This window comes from Arthrobacter sp. 10T416 (assembly GCF_056394165.1).
In genome coordinates this window covers 162367-179007 of sequence record NZ_JBFTHI010000002.1, presented here as the reverse complement: position 1 = coordinate 179007, position 16641 = coordinate 162367, and the positions used below count along the sequence as shown (strand labels likewise).

Annotated in this window: 17 protein-coding genes; 10 read left to right on the top strand and 7 right to left on the bottom strand. The window is 69.0% G+C overall.

The annotated features are described in order from the left end of the window. Positions 1–148 precede the first annotated feature (148 nt). The 5 genes from AC1DBE_RS04710 (at position 149) to AC1DBE_RS04690 (ending at position 4763) form a co-directional block, all read left to right on the top strand. On the top strand, positions 149–949 hold the full coding sequence (locus AC1DBE_RS04710; RefSeq protein WP_476969803.1) for an electron transfer flavoprotein subunit beta/FixA family protein: 801 nt from the start codon (positions 149–151) through the stop codon (positions 947–949). Positions 950–962: 13 nt separating this feature from the next. Continuing rightward, positions 963–1916 (top strand): electron transfer flavoprotein subunit alpha/FixB family protein, encoded by a 954-nt coding sequence (locus tag AC1DBE_RS04705; RefSeq protein WP_476969763.1) that lies wholly within the window; start codon positions 963–965, stop codon positions 1914–1916. A gap of 3 nt (positions 1917–1919) precedes the next feature. Further along, entirely contained in the window at positions 1920–2699 is a 780-nt protein-coding gene (locus AC1DBE_RS04700) for a PIG-L deacetylase family protein (protein WP_476969762.1), read from the top strand. Positions 2700–2773: 74 nt separating this feature from the next. Next, positions 2774–3307 (top strand): gluconokinase, encoded by a 534-nt coding sequence (locus AC1DBE_RS04695; protein ID WP_476880607.1) that lies wholly within the window; start codon positions 2774–2776, stop codon positions 3305–3307. Positions 3308–3350: 43 nt separating this feature from the next. After that, positions 3351–4763, top strand: a complete 1413-nt coding sequence (locus AC1DBE_RS04690) for a GntT/GntP/DsdX family permease (protein ID WP_476969761.1) — start codon at positions 3351–3353, stop codon at positions 4761–4763. Positions 4764–4874: 111 nt separating this feature from the next. Here the strand turns inward: AC1DBE_RS04690 and AC1DBE_RS04685 are convergent, their stop codons facing one another. The 4 genes from AC1DBE_RS04685 to AC1DBE_RS04670 all read right to left on the bottom strand — a co-directional run bounded on the left by AC1DBE_RS04685 (position 4875) and on the right by AC1DBE_RS04670 (position 8093). After that, positions 4875–5756 carry an anti-sigma factor gene (locus tag AC1DBE_RS04685; RefSeq protein ID WP_476969760.1) on the bottom strand — a complete coding sequence of 294 codons (882 nt, stop codon included), beginning with the start codon at positions 5754–5756 and terminating at the stop codon, positions 4875–4877. A gap of 1 nt (position 5757) precedes the next feature. Then, positions 5758–6363, bottom strand: coding sequence for an ECF RNA polymerase sigma factor SigK (gene sigK / locus AC1DBE_RS04680; protein WP_476879452.1), 606 nt, complete (start codon positions 6361–6363; stop codon positions 5758–5760). A gap of 259 nt (positions 6364–6622) precedes the next feature. Further along, a complete protein-coding gene (locus AC1DBE_RS04675) occupies positions 6623–7090 on the bottom strand; it encodes a tRNA (cytidine(34)-2'-O)-methyltransferase (protein WP_476879442.1) in 468 nt (155 codons plus the stop codon). Between the two features lie 28 nt (positions 7091–7118). Further along, positions 7119–8093: a J domain-containing protein gene (locus AC1DBE_RS04670; RefSeq protein WP_476969759.1), complete on the bottom strand. Its 975-nt coding sequence runs from the start codon at positions 8091–8093 to the stop codon at positions 7119–7121. Positions 8094–8218: 125 nt separating this feature from the next. Between AC1DBE_RS04670 and AC1DBE_RS04665 the strand changes: the two genes are divergently transcribed. Continuing rightward, entirely contained in the window at positions 8219–9121 is a 903-nt protein-coding gene (locus AC1DBE_RS04665; protein WP_476903049.1) for a diacylglycerol/lipid kinase family protein, read from the top strand. Positions 9122–9131: 10 nt separating this feature from the next. Then, positions 9132–9863 carry a hypothetical protein gene (locus AC1DBE_RS04660; protein WP_476969758.1) on the top strand — a complete coding sequence of 244 codons (732 nt, stop codon included), beginning with the start codon at positions 9132–9134 and terminating at the stop codon, positions 9861–9863. Between the two features lie 40 nt (positions 9864–9903). On the opposite strand, the gene AC1DBE_RS04655 is transcribed toward AC1DBE_RS04660, so the two are convergent. Then, positions 9904–10314: a DoxX family membrane protein gene (locus tag AC1DBE_RS04655; RefSeq protein ID WP_476969757.1), complete on the bottom strand. Its 411-nt coding sequence runs from the start codon at positions 10312–10314 to the stop codon at positions 9904–9906. Between the two features lie 92 nt (positions 10315–10406). Between AC1DBE_RS04655 and AC1DBE_RS04650 the strand changes: the two genes are divergently transcribed. Beyond that, entirely contained in the window at positions 10407–11105 is a 699-nt protein-coding gene (locus AC1DBE_RS04650) for a helix-turn-helix transcriptional regulator (RefSeq protein WP_476969756.1), read from the top strand. Here the strand turns inward: AC1DBE_RS04650 and AC1DBE_RS04645 are convergent. After that, the gene (locus tag AC1DBE_RS04645) at positions 11047–11967 is read right to left on the bottom strand and encodes a DMT family transporter (RefSeq protein ID WP_476969755.1); all 921 of its coding nucleotides are present in this window, start codon (positions 11965–11967) and stop codon (positions 11047–11049) included. The genes AC1DBE_RS04650 and AC1DBE_RS04645 overlap by 59 nt on opposite strands. 51 nt (positions 11968–12018) lie before the next feature. Here AC1DBE_RS04645 and AC1DBE_RS04640 point away from each other — a divergent pair, with 51 nt between their 5' ends. Then, on the top strand, positions 12019–13248 hold the full coding sequence (locus tag AC1DBE_RS04640; protein WP_476969754.1) for a cysteine desulfurase family protein: 1230 nt from the start codon (positions 12019–12021) through the stop codon (positions 13246–13248). Here AC1DBE_RS04640 and AC1DBE_RS04635 read toward each other — a convergent pair. Beyond that, positions 13245–14486 (bottom strand): NAD(P)/FAD-dependent oxidoreductase, encoded by a 1242-nt coding sequence (locus AC1DBE_RS04635; protein WP_476969753.1) that lies wholly within the window; start codon positions 14484–14486, stop codon positions 13245–13247. The genes AC1DBE_RS04640 and AC1DBE_RS04635 overlap by 4 nt on opposite strands. 250 nt (positions 14487–14736) lie before the next feature. Here AC1DBE_RS04635 and mnmA point away from each other — a divergent pair, with 250 nt between their 5' ends. Continuing rightward, a complete protein-coding gene (gene mnmA, locus AC1DBE_RS04630; protein WP_476969802.1) occupies positions 14737–15843 on the top strand; it encodes a tRNA 2-thiouridine(34) synthase MnmA in 1107 nt (368 codons plus the stop codon). The last annotated feature ends 798 nt before the right edge of the window (positions 15844–16641 follow it).

Genomic DNA, 16641 nt, shown 5'->3' with positions numbered 1-16641 from the left:
GCTGACACAGGCGTTAACCGGGGCCGCGCCGTGGCGCCGCTATATGGTTAGCTTGGAGCAGCCCGGCCGCCCGGGCACCCCTGGCCACGACCCCACCCGGCTGGCCGCCCCGGCATGGAAGGCTGCTGTAAACACAGTGGAAGAGACTTTGAAAATCATCGTGCTCGTCAAGCACGTTCCGGACGCGCAGTTCGACCGGCACCTCAGCGGTGCGGCCAACACCACCGACCGGTCCGAGAGCATCCTGTCCGAACTGGACGAATACGCCCTGGAAGCGGCGCTGCAGCTGAGCGAGGCCCGCGGCGGCGAAGCCGCGGGAAACAAGGTCATCGCCCTGAGTATGGGCCCGGCCGGCGCCGTCAACGCCGTCAAGAAATCGCTGCAGATCGGAGCCACCGCGGGCGTGCACCTCAGCGACGAGGCGCTGGCCGGCTCGGATGCCGCTGCCACCTCCCTGGCCCTGGCCGCGGCGATCAGCCACCTTGGCGCCGACTCCCCGGTGGACCTCATCCTCACCGGAATGGCCTCCACTGACGGCGAAACGTCCCTGGTGCCGGCCCAGCTCGCCGAGCGCCTGGGCCTGCCCCAGGTGACCTTCGCGGCCTCCCTCGACCTGGACGGCGGCACCCTCACCGCGCGCCGCGACGGCGATTCCCACGCCGACACCGTCGAGGCCACCCTGCCTGCCGTGGTCTCGGTCACCGACCAGATCAACGATCCGCGGTACCCGAACTTCAAGGGCATTATGGCGGCGAAGAAGAAAACCATCACCACCCTGACGCTGGCAGATATCGGCGTCGAGCCCGGCGAGGTGGGCCTCGCGGGGTCCTGGACCACGGTTGAGACGGCGGACCTCCGGCCGCCGCGGACGGCCGGCACCATCATCACCGACGACGGCGACGCCGGCATCAAGCTGGTGGACTTCCTGGCCGCCCAGAAGCTGCTCTAAGAAAGTTCCAGACATGGCAAAAGCACTCGTTTTCATCGATACCCCGGGTCCGGCGCTGAAGAAATCCAGCCTGGAACTGCTCACGATCGCCCGCGGCCTGGGCGAGGTGGCCGTGGCGTTCAACGGCGGCCTGCAGGACGACGTCAGCGCCGCCCTCGCGGCCTACGGCGCGTCCGAGCTCTACGTCCCGTCGGCGGCGGACCTCAACGACTATCTCGTCGGTCCCAAAGCCGCCTTCCTCGCGGCGGCCGCCGAGGCCTCCGGGGCGGACATCGTGCTGGCGGACAACACCGCCGAAGGCAAGGAGATCGCCGCGCGGCTGGGAATCAAGCTCCGCGCCGGCGTCATCACCGACGTCGTCGCCGTGGAACCGGACGGGACCGCGCACAAATCCGTGCTCGCCGGCGCCTACACCACCACGGCCCGGGCCACCACGCCCGTCGCGGTACTGACCGTCAAAGCCAACAGCGCCGAGCCGGAGCCGGCCGCCGTCCCCACCGCCCCCCAGGCCGTGACCGTGGACGTGCCGGGCGGCGCCACCGCCTCGGCGGCCCGGGTGACCGGGCGGACCGAGAAGGCCGCCAGCGGGCGCCCCGAGCTCTCCGAAGCCAGGATCGTCGTGGCCGGCGGCCGCGGCGTTGACGGGAACTTCGGGCCGCTCGAGGACCTCGCCGACGCGCTCGGCGCCGCTATCGGAGCCTCCCGCGCCGCCACGGATGCCGGCTGGATCGGCCACGACGCACAGGTGGGCCAGACCGGCAAGACGGTGTCGCCGCAGCTTTACCTCTCCGCAGGTATTTCCGGGGCCATCCAGCAGAAGTCCGGCATGCAGACTGCCAAGGTGATCGTGGCGGTGAACAAGGACGCCGAGTCGCCGGTCTTTGAGATCGCCGACTTCGGCATTGTCGGTGACCTCTTCCAGGTCCTCCCGCAGGCCACCGAAGAAATCAAGAAACGCAAAGGCTGACCAGTGAGCACCAAAGCCCCCGCGGCGCAGAGCCCGTTCGACCCGGACCACACCCGGATCGGGCGGGTGCTTTGTTTCGCCGCGCACCCGGACGACATCGACTTCGGGGCAGCCGGCACCATTGCGGGCTGGACCGCGGCCGGCGTCGAGGTCAGCTACTGCATCATGACCGACGGGGACGCCGGCGGGTTCGACCCGGAGCAGCGTGAGGAGATCGTCGCCCTCCGGACGCGGGAGCAGGAGCGTGCCGCGGCCCTCGTCGGCGTGACGGACATCCACTACCTCCACCAGCGTGACGGCTACCTGGAGCCGTCACACGAAGTCATACGGGAGGTGGTGCGGCTGATCCGCCGGCTCCGCCCCGACGTCGTGCTGGCCATGCACCCCGAACGCAACTGGACCCGGATCCAGAAGAGCCACCCGGACCACCTGGCCGTGGGGGAGGCGGTGACCCGGGCGGTCTACCCCGCCCTGGAGAACCCGTTCGCCTATCCGGAACTTGCAGCCGCCGGGCTGGAGGCCTACAAACTGCCCTGGCTGTGGCTCTTCGCTGGCCCTGAGGAACGGGAAAACCACTTCGTGGACGTGTCGGCGAACGTCGAGCAGAAGCTTGAGGCAATCCACGTCCACACCAGCCAGCACCCCGACGCCGAGGCCATGGACCGCACGGTGCGGGGCCTGATGGCCGCCACCGGGGAACGCGGGGGACTCGCGCCGGGCCGCAGCGCCGAGGCGTTCCACGTGGTCGCTGTGAACGGCCCGGGAACCATCGCGGGCTTCTAGTGTTGCCCCGGCGTGAGCGCTGCCATATGCTTGCCTCTGTTTAAATCATATTTATTGATGGAAGGCAGACTTTAATGGCGAAGACTGCGCAGCACCCCGTTCTGGTCATCATGGGCGTCTCGGGCTCGGGCAAATCCACCGTGGCGGGCCTGCTCGCCGGGCGGCTCGGCTGGGACCTCGCGGAAGGCGATGACCTGCACCCGGCAGCCAACGTCGCCAAGATGCACGCCGGCCAGCCCCTGACCGACGAGGACCGCTGGCCCTGGCTGGACAGCATCGCCGGCTGGATCAGGGACCACACCACCGCGGACACCCCCGGCATCGTGACCTGCTCGGCCCTGAAGAAGCGCTACCGCGACGTGCTCCGCGGCGAGGGTGTGGTGTTTGTCTTCCTGGAGGGCAGCAAGGACCGGATCTCGGACCGGCTGGCCTCCCGGCACGGCCACTTTATGCCGCCGGCGCTGCTGGACTCCCAGTTCGACGCCCTGGAGGCCCCCACGGGCGACGAGAACTTCATCACGCTCTCAGTCGGGGCCACCCCGGCCGACGAGGCCCAGGAAATCATCGACCGGCTGCACCTCAACGGTGCCGACGCCGCCACCCGCTGACCGGGCACCGGTCAGCACTCTTTCTTCCCGCTAGGAACCCCTTGTGAATTCATTTGCAGTTACGCAGCTCCCCGCCGCCGTCGAGGCCTGGACCGGCCACGACACCCAGCTCCTGGTGGTCGCAGCCCTCGGCATCGCGCTGATTGTGGTGCTGATCGCCAAGTTCAAGCTCCACCCCTTCCTTGCCCTGGTGCTGGGCTCGGCCTTYGTCGGACTCGCCTCGGGTGTGGAACYGGCCAAAATCATCAGCAACTTCGAGGACGGGGTGGGCGGCGTCCTGAAGGAAGTCGGCCTGCTCATTGCCCTCGGCGCCATGCTCGGCAAGCTTCTGGCCGACTCCGGCGGGGCCAACCGGGTGGTGGACACCCTGCTCGCCAAGGCAGGCGGAAACCGGGTGGTCTGGTCCATCACGCTGGTCGCGGTGATCATCGGCCTGCCGATGTTCTTCGAGATCGGCCTGGTGCTGCTGCTCCCGGTAATCGTGCTGGTCACGCAGCGCTCCAAAATGCCGCTGATGCGCATCGCCATCCCGGCCCTGGCCGGACTGTCCGTGCTGCACGGCCTGGTGCCGCCGCACCCCGGACCCCTGATCGCGCTTAGCGCCGTCAAGGCCGAACTCGGCACCACCCTGGCCCTCGGACTCCTCGTGGCCGTCCCGACCGTCATCATCTGCGGACCCCTGTTTTCCCGGCTCGCCGCCAAATGGGTCCCGGTCGGAGCTCCCGCCGTCGCCGGCGGCATCGACACCGAACACGGTGCCGACCTGGAAGGCGTCAAGCGCCAGCCCAGCTTCCCGGTGACGCTGATGACCATCGTCTTCCCCGTGGTCCTGATGCTGCTCAAGGCCGTTGTGGACATCATCTGGCCGGATCCCGCGACCGCGCCGTGGGTCCGGGTGTTCTTTGACTTCGTCGGGCAGCCGCTGGTGGCGATGACCCTGGCGGTTCTGCTGGCCATCGGCACCTTCGGCTACGCCGTGGGGTTCACCGGTAACAAAATCACCACCAAGATCGGTGCCAGCCTGGGCCCGATCGCCGCGATCCTGTTGATCGTGGGCGCCGGCGGCGGCTTCAAGCAAACCCTGATCGGCGCCGGCGTGGGCGACGCCGTCAAGAAGTGGGCCGAGGGCGCGAACATGTCCGTGCTGGTCCTGGGCTTCCTGGTGGCCGTCGCGCTGCGCCTGGCGACCGGGTCCGCCACCGTGGCCACGGTGACCGCGGCCGGCATCGTGTCGCCGCTGGCGAGCTCGCTGACCCCGACGCATGCGGCCCTGCTGGCCCTGGCCATCGGGGCCGGATCGCTCTTCCTCTCACACGTCAACGACGCCGGGTTCTGGCTGGTCAAGGAACTCTTTGGCCTGAGCGTGGGGCAGACATTCAAGACCTGGTCCGTAATGGAAACACTGATCTCCGTGGTGGGCTTTGCCTTCGTTATGCTGCTCTCGCTGATCATCTAGCCACCCGCGGCAGCACCGCCTCCGGGCACAACAGCACCACAAAGCCGCGCCGGCCCCGACTCAGTCGGGGCCGGCGCGGCTTTGTTCTTAAGGTGTGTGGGCTGTGGCCGGTCAGGCGCCCAGCGGTGCGGCGGCCACCGTCGGCATGGTGGGCGTCTTCGAGCCGCCCACCGGTTCCACGGTGATGCCGAGGGCAGCGGCGGAGCCGATGCCCGTGACCACGGCCGGCTTGGACAACGCGGCGGCGTCCATCAGGCCCTTGGAGACCGGCGCGGAGCCGTCCTTGGGGATCAGCCACATCTGGTAGACCTTGCCCGACGGCGGGGCAGGAACGCCGTTCATCTTGACGACGGCGGCGTCCTTCGACGACGAGAGAGTCAGCGATGCCGTGCCGCCGCCGATGACGTCGACTGTGGCCTTGCGTACGTCGCTGGCCTCGAGCACCTGGTTGACGGGGTCGTTCTGGTTGGCGACATAGGCGCCCACCCCCACCCCGCCGACGGCGATCGCAGCTGCGGCTGCAACACCAATAAGCCAGTTGCGCATGCCCTGCGGCCGGCGCCGTTCCTCCCGGCGCTGGCGTGCCGCGCCGAGTTCGTCCACGACCGGACTCTCGGGGTGTTCCCGGACCGGCCGTGCTGCAACGGGGGGAGTGCCGGTGCCGGCGGGCGTGGCGCTGCCTGGCTCGGCAACCTGGACCGGCAGAGCGGCCACGATGCGGCCAAAGAGTGCCGCCGGCGGCTCCTCCTCCGCGGTGAAGCTGGTGGCCAGCGTCTCGCGGGCCTGCCGGACGCGTTCCTCGAACTCGGCGCGGACGGCCGGGGTTGCCTCCGCGATGTAGCGGTCGACGGCGGCGCGTTCGGCGTCGTCGAGGGCGTGCAGCGCATAGACCTCGGCGAGGTCAACGGCGCGGCCGGAGCTGAGGTCTCCGGCGATGTCGGTGGAGAAGCTGCCGGGTGTGCGGCTGCCGTCCTGCGGATCGATGTGGTTCATCTCAACTCACCCCCAAACAGGTTTTCAGTCGGATCAGTCCGTCGCGGATGCGGGACTTGATGGTGGGAACGGCGGCGTTGAGCTTTTCCGCGACTTCCCGGTAGGTCAGCCCGCCGTAGTAGGCGAGCCGGACGGATTCCTGCTGCGTGTCGGTCAGGGTGTCCAGGCACCTGACCACGGCCTCGGCCTCGAGCCGGCTGCCGACCTCGTCGGAGACCGAGTCGTGGTCGATTTCCTGGCTGCTGGCGCCGTAGCGGGCCTCCCGGTCGGTGGATGACTGCGACGACCGGACCTTGTCCACGGCCCGGCGGTGCGAGATCGTCATCAGCCACGCGAGCGGACTGCCGGCGTCGGCGTTGAACTTTGCCGCGTTCTGCCAGACCTGGAGGAAGACTTCCTGGGTGGTGTCCTCGCTGAGTTCGACGTCGATCAGGACCCGGCGGGCCATGCCGAATACCCGGCGCGAGGTGAGCTGGTAGAACTCGGCGAACGCGGCCTGGTCACCGTTGGCAATCTGTCCGAGCAGAACTCCGAGCCGGCGGTTTACGTCGGCTGAAGCGCTGGGGGGAGCGGCGGCCTCGGGATTCGGGGCATTCGGAGTTTCCATCATCTTCAAGCATAGGGTGCCAGCCGCCGGTCGCGGGCCAAGCCGGGGCTGAACTGTTCCGTGCGGGTCCGCAATCTGATGGGTTGGACGTCTATCCACCTGCAACGTTGTCACCTGCCGCTCCTCGCTCCCTTCGCTTCCTTCCGTGGTGTCTCACAAAAGATTCGGAGCGGGCCGGGCGCCGGATGGGCCGGACTGGAGGGCTTTTTGTGCCGGCCGCGACCGCGACCGGGGTCGGCCCGCGGTGCTTGAAGTTGGGCTATAGCTTGGCGCCCGCGAAGCCCTGCTGGCGCCAGGCCTCATAAACGGCGATCGAGGCAGCGTTGGCGAGGTTCAGCGACCGCAGGGCCGGCAACATGGGAAGGCGCACCCGCGAGGTTACGTGCGGATCGTGCTTGACCTCCTCGGAGAGGCCCACGGACTCCCGGCCGAACATCAGCACGTCGCCGGGGCGGTAGCTGATGTCTGTGTAGGACGTTTCGCCGTCGGACGTGAAGGCAAAAACGCGCTCCGGCTGCAGGGCTGCCCAGGCGGCGTCGATGTCGGGGTGCACGGTGACAACGGCGAGGTCGTGGTAGTCCAGGCCGGCGCGGCGGAGCTTGGCATCGGAGAAATCGAAGCCCAGCGGCTCCACCAGGTGCAGTTCGGCCCCGGTGATGGCGGCCAGCCGGATGGCATTGCCGGTATTGCCGGGGATTTCGGGGCTGTGGAAGAGGATGCGGAACACGCCTCCATCCTAGCCAGCCGGCCGCGGGCTAGTGCATTCCGCGCAGCAGCCTGGCGAGCACCGGGACATTCACGGTGTTCGGAGCCGGCCCTGACCCGAGGAACTGCTTCAGGCCGCGGGCCAGCCCGGCGGCGTTGACCGCCTGGACCAGTTCGTGGCTATCCGAACGGTCCCGGGCTGAGCGTCCGTGCCGGTCGATCACAGGCTCGTGCAGGTTGCCGTCCGTGCTGTGGACCACGGTCCAGCCGGTGACATTCAGTTCGGGGAAGATGTCCTGCATCCGCCGCACCACATGGGCCAGCTGGGGCGGAGCCACAGAGCGGCCGCCGTGGTTGAGGGTGCTGCCGTTCCACGCGTAGGCACCGGGCGGCAGGAGCATGGACCCGATGATGGCCAGCCGGTAGCCGGACAGCAGGACGTGGTCGATGTGGCTGTTATCCGCCGGGGACTGCAGGCCGTTGACCAGGCGGGCGGCAGGGATGGCCGGCAGGATCTGCCGGGTGATCAGCTGCACCGTCCGCATCTCACGCTGGATGCGGGCCTCGGCGCCGAAGATGCCCCGCCGGCGGGGCATCCCATGGACCTGCTGCCGCGCCGTCGACTCCGGGATCAGGGGTACCCCGCCGGCAGCCTCGACTTCCTCGAAGGACGGGACATAGACAGGGGCATCCGCGGCGGTGTTGCGGGGTGTATTGGGGCGGCGGACGTGCGCCGAGGCCCGGCTGCCGGCGGCCGGCGCGTCAAAATGTGCTCCGTCGTCGGCCGGGGCCGTGCTGCTGGAGTACGCGGTGCCGCTGCCGTAAGAGCGGTCATAATCCGCGCGGCGCCGGGCATCGATGAGCGTCTCGTAGGCGAGGGTGACCCGGCGGAACGTCGCGGCGTCGCCCCCGTGGTCGGGGTGGGCGGTGCGGGCAGCCTTGCGGTAGGCCACCTTGATGTCCTTGTCCGTCGCGGTGACGGGGATCCTGAGGACCTGGTAGTGCGAGCTGTCGGCCTGCGTCAAGCAAGATTCCTTTGTGTCAGTGGAGCCAGTCCGGCCTGGACCTCCGGCGTGGCCAGTTTAACCAACTGGGGGAATAACGAGCGCGTGACCGCGGAAGGTTCCCGCCGGCTGGCATAATTCAGCGCATGAAGATCGCCCTTGCCGTCAACCCGCGCGCGTCTTTTGGCCGCGGGCAGCATGCCGGCCGGGAGGCGGCGGCTTGCCTCCGTGCCGCCGGAGCGCAGGTCCTCGAGTTGTGTGAGGACAGCTACGACGCCCTGGCCCGCGCCGTGGACAAAGCTCTCGCCGACGGCGTGGACGCCCTGGTGGTGGTGGGCGGCGACGGCATGGTGCACCTGGGGGTGAATGCGCTCGCCGGGTCCGGCGCCGCGTTCGGCGAAACACCCCTGGGCATCATTCCCAGCGGCACGGGCAACGACATGGCCCGTGCGCTCGGCCTCCCGCGGCATGACATCCCGGCCGCGGCCGCACGGGTCCTGGCCGCACTGCCGGCGGGCGGCCGCCTGATCGACGCGGGACGGGTCAGCTCGGCGGGAAAGACGCACTGGTTTGCCGGGGTGGTCTCGGCGGGCTTCGATGCTGCCGTCAACGAGCGGGCCAACAACTGGCGCCGGCCGCGCGGGCAGGCCCGGTACAACCTGGCGATGCTGCGCGAACTGGCCACCTTCCGCGCCATCGATTACACCGTCACGGCCGACGGCGAACGCTGGCAGCAGGGGGCCATGCTCATTTCGGTGGCCAACGGCCAGTCAATCGGCGGAGGCATGAAGGTGGCGCCCGACGCCGTCCTCGACGACGGGTACCTGGACCTCTTCATCGTCCGGCCGCTCTCCCGCGCGGGCTTCCTGGCCGTCTTCCCCAAGGTCTTCTCGGGCCGTCACGTGGCCCACCCGGCCGTGGAACTGCGCCGCGTCCGGCGGGTCGAACTGGAAGCGCGTGGGGTGGTCGCCTACGCGGACGGGGAGCGGATCGGACCGCTGCCGCTGACCATCGACGTTGTCCCCGGGGCCCTCCGGGTCCTGGCGTAGGGGAGGGGATATGGCTACGCGCAACACGCCCGGAAGCCGGGCTGCCGTCCGTCTGGCAACGACGCCGCGCCCCCGCATTGGCCGCGCCCGCGTAACCGGCCTACTCCTGGCGCTGGTGCCGCTCCTGGCGGCCTGCAGTGTGGGCGTCCCGGATCCGGCAGCGCCCCGGCCCACCGGCAGCGCGGCCCCCACCCTGGCCACCCCGACGGTGACGCCGGGGTACGACGCCGACGCTGTCGCGGCCCGGAACCTGCCCCTTGCCGCGGGGGACCGTCTCGCGGCCGGAGTCCCGGTGCAGCTCTCGGACGGACTCCATGACGCGCCGCGGTGGAAGACCTCCAAGCAGGCGGTGGCCGGTGCCACCGAATACCGCAAAGCCGACGGCTGTGTGGTTGATGCCAAGGTCCGCGTAAACCAGTGGCCTTTGGCCGTCGCCGGCGACGACAAGGCGTCCACGGAGGCGCTCTTCCACTACCTGGATCCCACCATCCAGCCGGCCTACCTCAAGACCGCCACCCTGCGCTGGGGCGGCCAGCCGGACAAACCGGCGCCGAAGGTGGAAGTACTTGTCTTCGAAGACGGGAAAAAGGCCGGGTCGCGGGCAACGGCCAGCTATGCCCGGCTGTTCGCGAAGGCCGGCTCGTCCGTGTACATTTCCGTATCCTGCCCCGGGCCCGCCGCGCTCGCGGCCGCGCGGGCCGACGTCGCCGCCCGGCTCGCCGTGGTGCCGCCGTCGTCCTGATCCCTTCCGGGACGGACGAGCGGCGGCCACCAGGAGCTGCCTACCGGCCCTTTGCGGGCGAGAGGCGGTTCAGGGCCAGGGCTCCGACCAGCAGCCCGAAGTCGCGCAGGGCCACGTCGAAGAAGCTGCCCAGGACCAGCAGGTTGATGATGATGCCCAGCAGCCACACCGCCACCAGCAGGGAGCCAAAGCGCGGCCGGAACGCCACGGCGAGGCCGGCGATGATTTCGACGATGCCCACCACATACATAAAGGTCTGCGGCGGGACCGGCACCACCGAAGTCGCCACCGGCGCGAGGTACATCGTCCAGTGGGTGAGCAGGTTGGTGAACTTGTCCAGGCCGAAGATGATCGGCGCCACAGTAAAGACCGTGCGCAGCAACAGGTAGGCCTGCCGCTGCTGGCCGGCAACGCTTATGACCGGAGCCGAAAGGGTTGTTGAAGATTTCATGGGTCTACTCCTTCTAAAGTTGAATACTTTGATTTTAGAATGAGAGTGCTGAATTAAGCAACGCATCTTGTTTTTAGAGTTAGGCTGGGCCCATGAACCGAGTCCCCTGGATCAGCAGGGTGGCTGCCGTCGCCTCGCTGGGCGACGAGAACCGCCGCCGCCTGTTCGACGTCGTCACCGCAGCCCCGGACGCCGTGGGCCGCGACGACGCGGCCGCCGCCCTGGGAATGGCGCGGAGTACGGCGTCGTTCCACCTGGACCGCCTGGTGCGCGACGGACTGCTGGCCGTGGAATTCCGGAAACTCGGCGGCAAGGAGGGGCCCGGTTCCGGCCGGCCGGCCAAGTTGTACCGGGCCGCAGTCGAGGAGGTCTCCGCGTCAGTCCCGGAGCGCAATTACGATCTCGCCGCCGAGCTGCTGGTCTCCGCCGTGGAGGATTCGGCCGCCGACGGCGGATCGGCCAGGGACGCGCTGCTGCGTGCCGCCCGCGTCCGGGGCGGGGCCGCGGCTGACGCCGCCGGCGCCGACGATTTCCCGTCCGTACTGGTCGCCGAGGGCTACCAGCCGGCGGACGACGGCGAGGGCGGCCTGGTGCTGCTCAACTGTCCCTTCCACCGGGTGGCCCAGGGCCATGCCGGCGTGGTGTGCGCGATGAACGGCGCGTTCCTGGGCGGGGCCGCGGCAGCCTGCGGCGTGGACCCGGCCAGGGTGGAGGCGCTCGACATCGAACAGCTCAGGGCCGACGGAGCCGCGTCCCCGGTCCAGTGCTGCGCCCGGATCCTGCCGTTCTGAGTGCGGCCCGGCCCTTAAAGCCGGTCAGCAGCACTCCGGCAACAACCAGGAGGCCGCCGGCTACCTGAACCAGCGTCAGCGGCGTGCCCAGCGCCACCGTGATGATGGCAGTAAAGACGACCATCAGGTTCAGGTAGTTTCCTGCGGTGGCCGGCGGGGTGGTCTTCAGGGCCAGGTTCCAGAACAGGTAGGCGCCGAGGGAGGGGAACACCGCGATGTACGCCAGCGACCAGCCGCCCACCGGGGTGTCCGGGAGCCGCACCTGCAGGGCGAGGGCGAAAGGCGCCAGCATAACGGTCGCCATGGCGACCTGGACCGCCGTGGCGGCAATGGCAGGGACCTCCAGCCGGCGGGCGATGATCGTGTACGCAGCCCACACAACGATCGCACCGACCATCATCAGTTCGCCGGTGTTGAAGGAGAGGCTGAGCACCCGCTGCAGTTCCCCGCGGGTCAGGACCAGCAGCACGCCCATCAGCCCGAGCCCGATCCCGAGCCAGCCGAGTCCGGTGGTTTTCTCGCCGAGCACCACGATCGCCAGCACCACAATGAGGGCCGGGTTTACCGCCGTGATCAGGGAGGCATTGATCGCCGAGGTGTAGCCCAGCGCGCCGTACAGCAGCAGGGTGTAGCTGACCATGCCGAGGACGCTGAGCAGTAGCAGGACAGGCCACCGCCGCAGCACCGCGCGCCAGTCAGGCTTCTCCACCAGTTGGGCGAGGGCCAGCAGTGGCACGGCAGCGAGGGTCCAGCGCCAGAATGTCAGGTCCAGAGGCGTCATCGAGGCAACCGCGGCCTGGCCCACCACGAAGTTCCCGGACCAGAACAGGGTGGCCAGGATGAGGTACAGGGACGCCTTCACCGCTCGAATGTACACCAGCGGTCCCCGGGCGCCGCACAGTAGAATTGGGCTGTGCCCGTATACCTAGACCATGCCGCCACCACCCCGCTCGCCGCAGAGGCGCTGGCCGCCCTGACGCGCGAGCTGGCCCGTACCGGCAACCCGTCGTCGTTGCACGGATCCGGCCGTCGAGCCCGCCGCGCCGTGGAGGACGCACGGGAGACCCTGGCTGCCGCGGCCGGGGCCCATCCCTCGGAAGTCATCTTCACCTCCGGCGGGACAGAAGCGGACAATCTGGCCCTCAAGGGTTTGTACTGGGCCCGCCGCGCCGAAGCTTCCGGCCGGACGCGCATCCTGTGTTCCGCCGTCGAGCACCATGCCGTGCTGGACACGGTGGAATGGCTGGAGCGGCACGAGGGTGCCGAGGTCCGCTGGCTGCCCGTCGACGCCGACGGCGTGCTGGACCTTACGGTCCTGGCCGCCGAGCTGGCCGATGATCCTGCCTCGATCGCCCTGGTCACCGTTATGTGGGCAAACAACGAGGTGGGCAGCATCCAGCCTGTGGCCGACATTGTGCGGCTGGCCCACGCCGCCGGTGTCCCCGTGCACTCCGACGCCGTGCAGGCGTTCGGATCCGTGCCGGTCGATTTCCGCGATACCGGCCTCGATGCCATGTCCATCTCCGGCCACAAAATCGGCGCACCCGTGGGCGTCGGTGCCCTGCTCCTGGGCCGTGCCGTCACGCTGACGCCGGTCCAGCACGGCGGGGGACAGGAACGTGACGTGCGCTCCGGCACCCTGGACACCGCCTCGATCGCCGCCTTCGCCGCGGCAGCCGAGGCCGCCACGGGCCACCTTGCCGCGGAGTCGGCGAGGATCACCGCGTTGCGGGACCGGCTGATCGAGGGGGTCCGCGCGGCGGTTCCCGAGGCTGTACTCCGCGGCGCCCCCGGGCCCGGCCGCCTGCCCGGCAACGCCCACTTCACCTTCCCTGGGTGCGAGGGCGACTCGCTGTTGTTCCTCCTGGACCTTGCCGGCGTGGAGTCCTCCACGGGGTCGGCCTGCACCGCCGGGGTTCCGCGGCCGTCCCATGTATTGCTCGCCATGGGCCTGGATGAGGACACCGCGCGCGGTGCCCAGCGCTTCACCCTGGGCCATGCGTCGTCCGAGTCCGACGTCGACGCCCTCCTCGCGGCCCTGCCGGGGGCCTATGCCCGCGCACGCCAGGCCGGAATGGCCGGACACGAGTCCAGCATCCAGACCGCCGGGACCGTGTTCCGGCAGTCCGCCGCGCAGGGCTAGGCGTCCGGCAGCAGCTGATCCAGCGGGACGTCGGTGTCCGCCAGGGCGCCGGGACTGATGGCGGTCCGGGACGCGATGAGGGCCTTGATGGCTTTCTGGGGCTTATCGGACCGCGGCCAGTTGACGTTCATACCGGCCACCACCTGGCCGCCGCGCTGCCAGAATGCAAGGAAGGCCTTCTCCTCGAGCGAACCCCGGACCACCGGAGGGCCGTCCACCAGGCCCGGGAAGCCCGAATATTCCATACTGACGTCGAACTGGTCCGTGTAGAAATAGGGAATTGTGTCCAGTTCCGCCTGCCGGCCCAGCATCGCCTTCCCTGCGACCTTCCCGCCGTTGAGGGCGTTGGACCAGTGCTCGCTGCGGTGGTGCTTGCCGGTAAACGGATGTAGCGCGTTGGCGACGTCACCGGCGGCGAAGACTCCCGGGGCGGAGGTCCGCAGCGACGCGTCGGTGAGGATCCCGTTGTCCAGGTCCAGGCCGGCCGCCGCGGCGAGCGACGTTTCCGGAACCACGCCGACGGCGACGACCACCAGGTCTGCCGCCAGGACTTCACCGGTGTCCGTGCGGACACCGGAGACCCGTCCGGCATCGCCCAGGATCTCGGCGGCCGACGCCGGCAGCCGGAACCGTACGCCGCGGGATTCGTGCAGGGACCGGAAGAAGCGGCCGAGGTCGGGCCCGATCGCGGCTTCCAGCGGCACGTGCTCCAGCCCCAGCAGGGTAACGGTGTTGCCGTAGGAACTCGCCGCGGCGGCCAGTTCCATCCCGATCCAGCCGGAACCGACCATCACCACGTTCCGGCCGCCGCCGGCGAGGGCGTCCCGCAGCCGGCGGCTGTCCTCCACGGTCCGGAACGTCATCACGCCGTCGAGGTCCTTTCCGGGCAGCGGAATTGAGCGCGGCCGCGCACCGGTGGCCAGCAGGAGCGAGGTGTAGGGGAGCCGTGAGCCGTCGGCGAGGGTCACGGTGCGGGCGCCCGTGTCCAGTCCGGCGGCCGACACACCGGCGCGGAGGTCGACGTCGTTCTCTGCGTACCAGCCGGCCGGAACCACCGGAAGCGCCTCCTCACCGTCCTTGCCGAGTAGGTACTCCTTGGACAGCGGCGGCCGGAGGTAGGGGGCGTGTGCCTCTTCCGCCAGCAGGACCACAGGCCCGTCGAAGCCTTCCGCACGGAGTGTTTTGGCGGCGGTGGCCCCGGCCAGCCCGCCGCCCACGATCACGATGTTCTCGGTCATCTTTGCCCGCCCGTCCTGTGCTTTGTGGAGCCCTTTGTGGAGCCCGGGTTTCTAAAACCGTCAATGCCGACGTTAGAAGCCCGGGGGAGCGCCGTCAAGGCCTTTCGGCCGGCCGCCCAGGAGAGCTTTTTGGGGAGGATTCGGCGTGGCGATAGAATGGCGGAGCGGACACTGTGTTAGCTCCAGCGTCGGAGCCCGGCCGCGAAAACCCCATCTCCTAAAGAAAGCCAGCATGCGAGTTCTTGCAGCCATGAGCGGCGGCGTCGATTCGGCCGTCGCCGCAGCCCGCGCGGTCGAGGCCGGCCACGACGTCGTCGGGGTCCACCTCGCGCTTTCCCGTATGCCCGGAACGCTGCGGACCGGCAGCCGGGGGTGCTGCACCATCGAGGATTCCCGCGACGCCTGGCGGGCGTGCGACGTGCTGGGCATTCCCTACTACGTGTGGGACTTTTCCGAACGCTTCAAAGAAGATGTGGTCCAGGACTTCATCGACGAATACGCCGCCGGGCGCACCCCCAACCCGTGCATGCGCTGCAATGAGCGGATCAAGTTCGCCGCCCTGCTGGAGAAGGCGATTGCCCTCGGCTTCGACGCCGTCTGCACGGGCCACTACGCCAAGGTCATCACGGACGCCGACGGCAACCCTGAACTGTACCGCGCCGCCGACTGGGCGAAGGACCAGAGCTACGTCCTCGGCGTCCTGACCCACGAACAGCTCCGCCACTCGATGTTCCCGCTCGCAGACACCCCGTCCAAGGCTGAGGTCCGGGCCGAAGCCGAACGCCGCGGGCTTTCGGTGGCCAACAAGCCCGACAGCCACGACATCTGCTTCATCCCCGACGGCGACACCGCCGGCTGGCTGGCCGAGAAGATCGAGATGACCACGGGCGACATCGTGGACGAATCCGGCGCCAAGGTGGGGGAGCACCCGGGAGCCAACGCCTTCACCGTCGGCCAGCGCCGCGGCCTGAAGCTCGGCACCCCCGCCGCCGACGGCAAGCCCCGGTTTGTCCTGGAAATCCGGCCCAAGGAGAACAAAGTGGTGGTGGGCCCCGAGGCGCTGCTGGCCATCGATGAGATCCGCGGCATCAAGGTTTCCTGGGCCGGGCTGCCCATCGCCGAGATCGCCACCGGCGCGGAATTCGACTGCCACGCCCAGGTCCGCGCCCACGGCGACCCCGTTCCCGCGACCGCCCGAATGGAACACGCCGACGGCTCGGGCAACCTGGTGGTCACCCTGGCCGAGCCGTTGCGCGGCGTGGCCCCCGGGCAGACCGTGGTCCTGTACCAGGGCAGCCGCGTGCTGGGCCAGGCCACGATCGACGCCGCCCGGTCCCTGCAGCGCGCGGCGTTGTAGGGGACCGTTTCCTGACCGTTCCGCTGGCCCCGACGGACATGCCCATCCCTTGATCCGGTCGGCGGACATGTCCAGGTACAGCCTCGCCCGAGACCGGCATGCCCATTTCTTGCTCCGGTTGAGGGGCATGTCCATCTTTCGCGGCCACCAATGGGCATTTACTAGATATGTCCAGTGCTCGGCGCGGGTAATGAGCATGTCCATCCCTGGGGCACATGCGAAGGGCATGCCCACGCATCGTCGCCTCCGAGTGAGGGACATGCTCATTCTTTGACCGGGGAGGCGGGCATGTTGCTTCACCTGCCCGGCCGACGGGCATGTTGCTTCACTTGCCCGGCCGACGGGCATGCCCTAGTGCAGCCTCGCCCGAGACCGGCATGTCCATTCTTCGCAGCTACCAACCGGCACACATTGCAGTTATGCCCAGTCATCACTCCGGAGATTGAGCATGTCCATCCTCGGGCGTGCGTGACGAGCATGTTCGAGTCCAAGTCCCACCTCGCGCCGGGCATGCTCGTCCGCAGAACGGAGGGAGGGACATGTCCATCCCTGGGCAGCACGGTTGAGCATGTTCAGCCACAGCCGTTTCTTGTGACGCACATGTCCATTGCTCACAGCGTCCAGTGGACATTTAGTGGTTATGTCCAGTGCTCGATCCTGCAAATGAGCATGTCCATCCCTGGGGCTGTGAGACGGACATGCTCCGCCCGGTAGGCGGGCGACGGGCACAGCCCAGGGAGCAGGCGCGCACCCACCCCATGCGGCCGGCCCGTTTCTGCGACCCGGCCCACCCTCTAG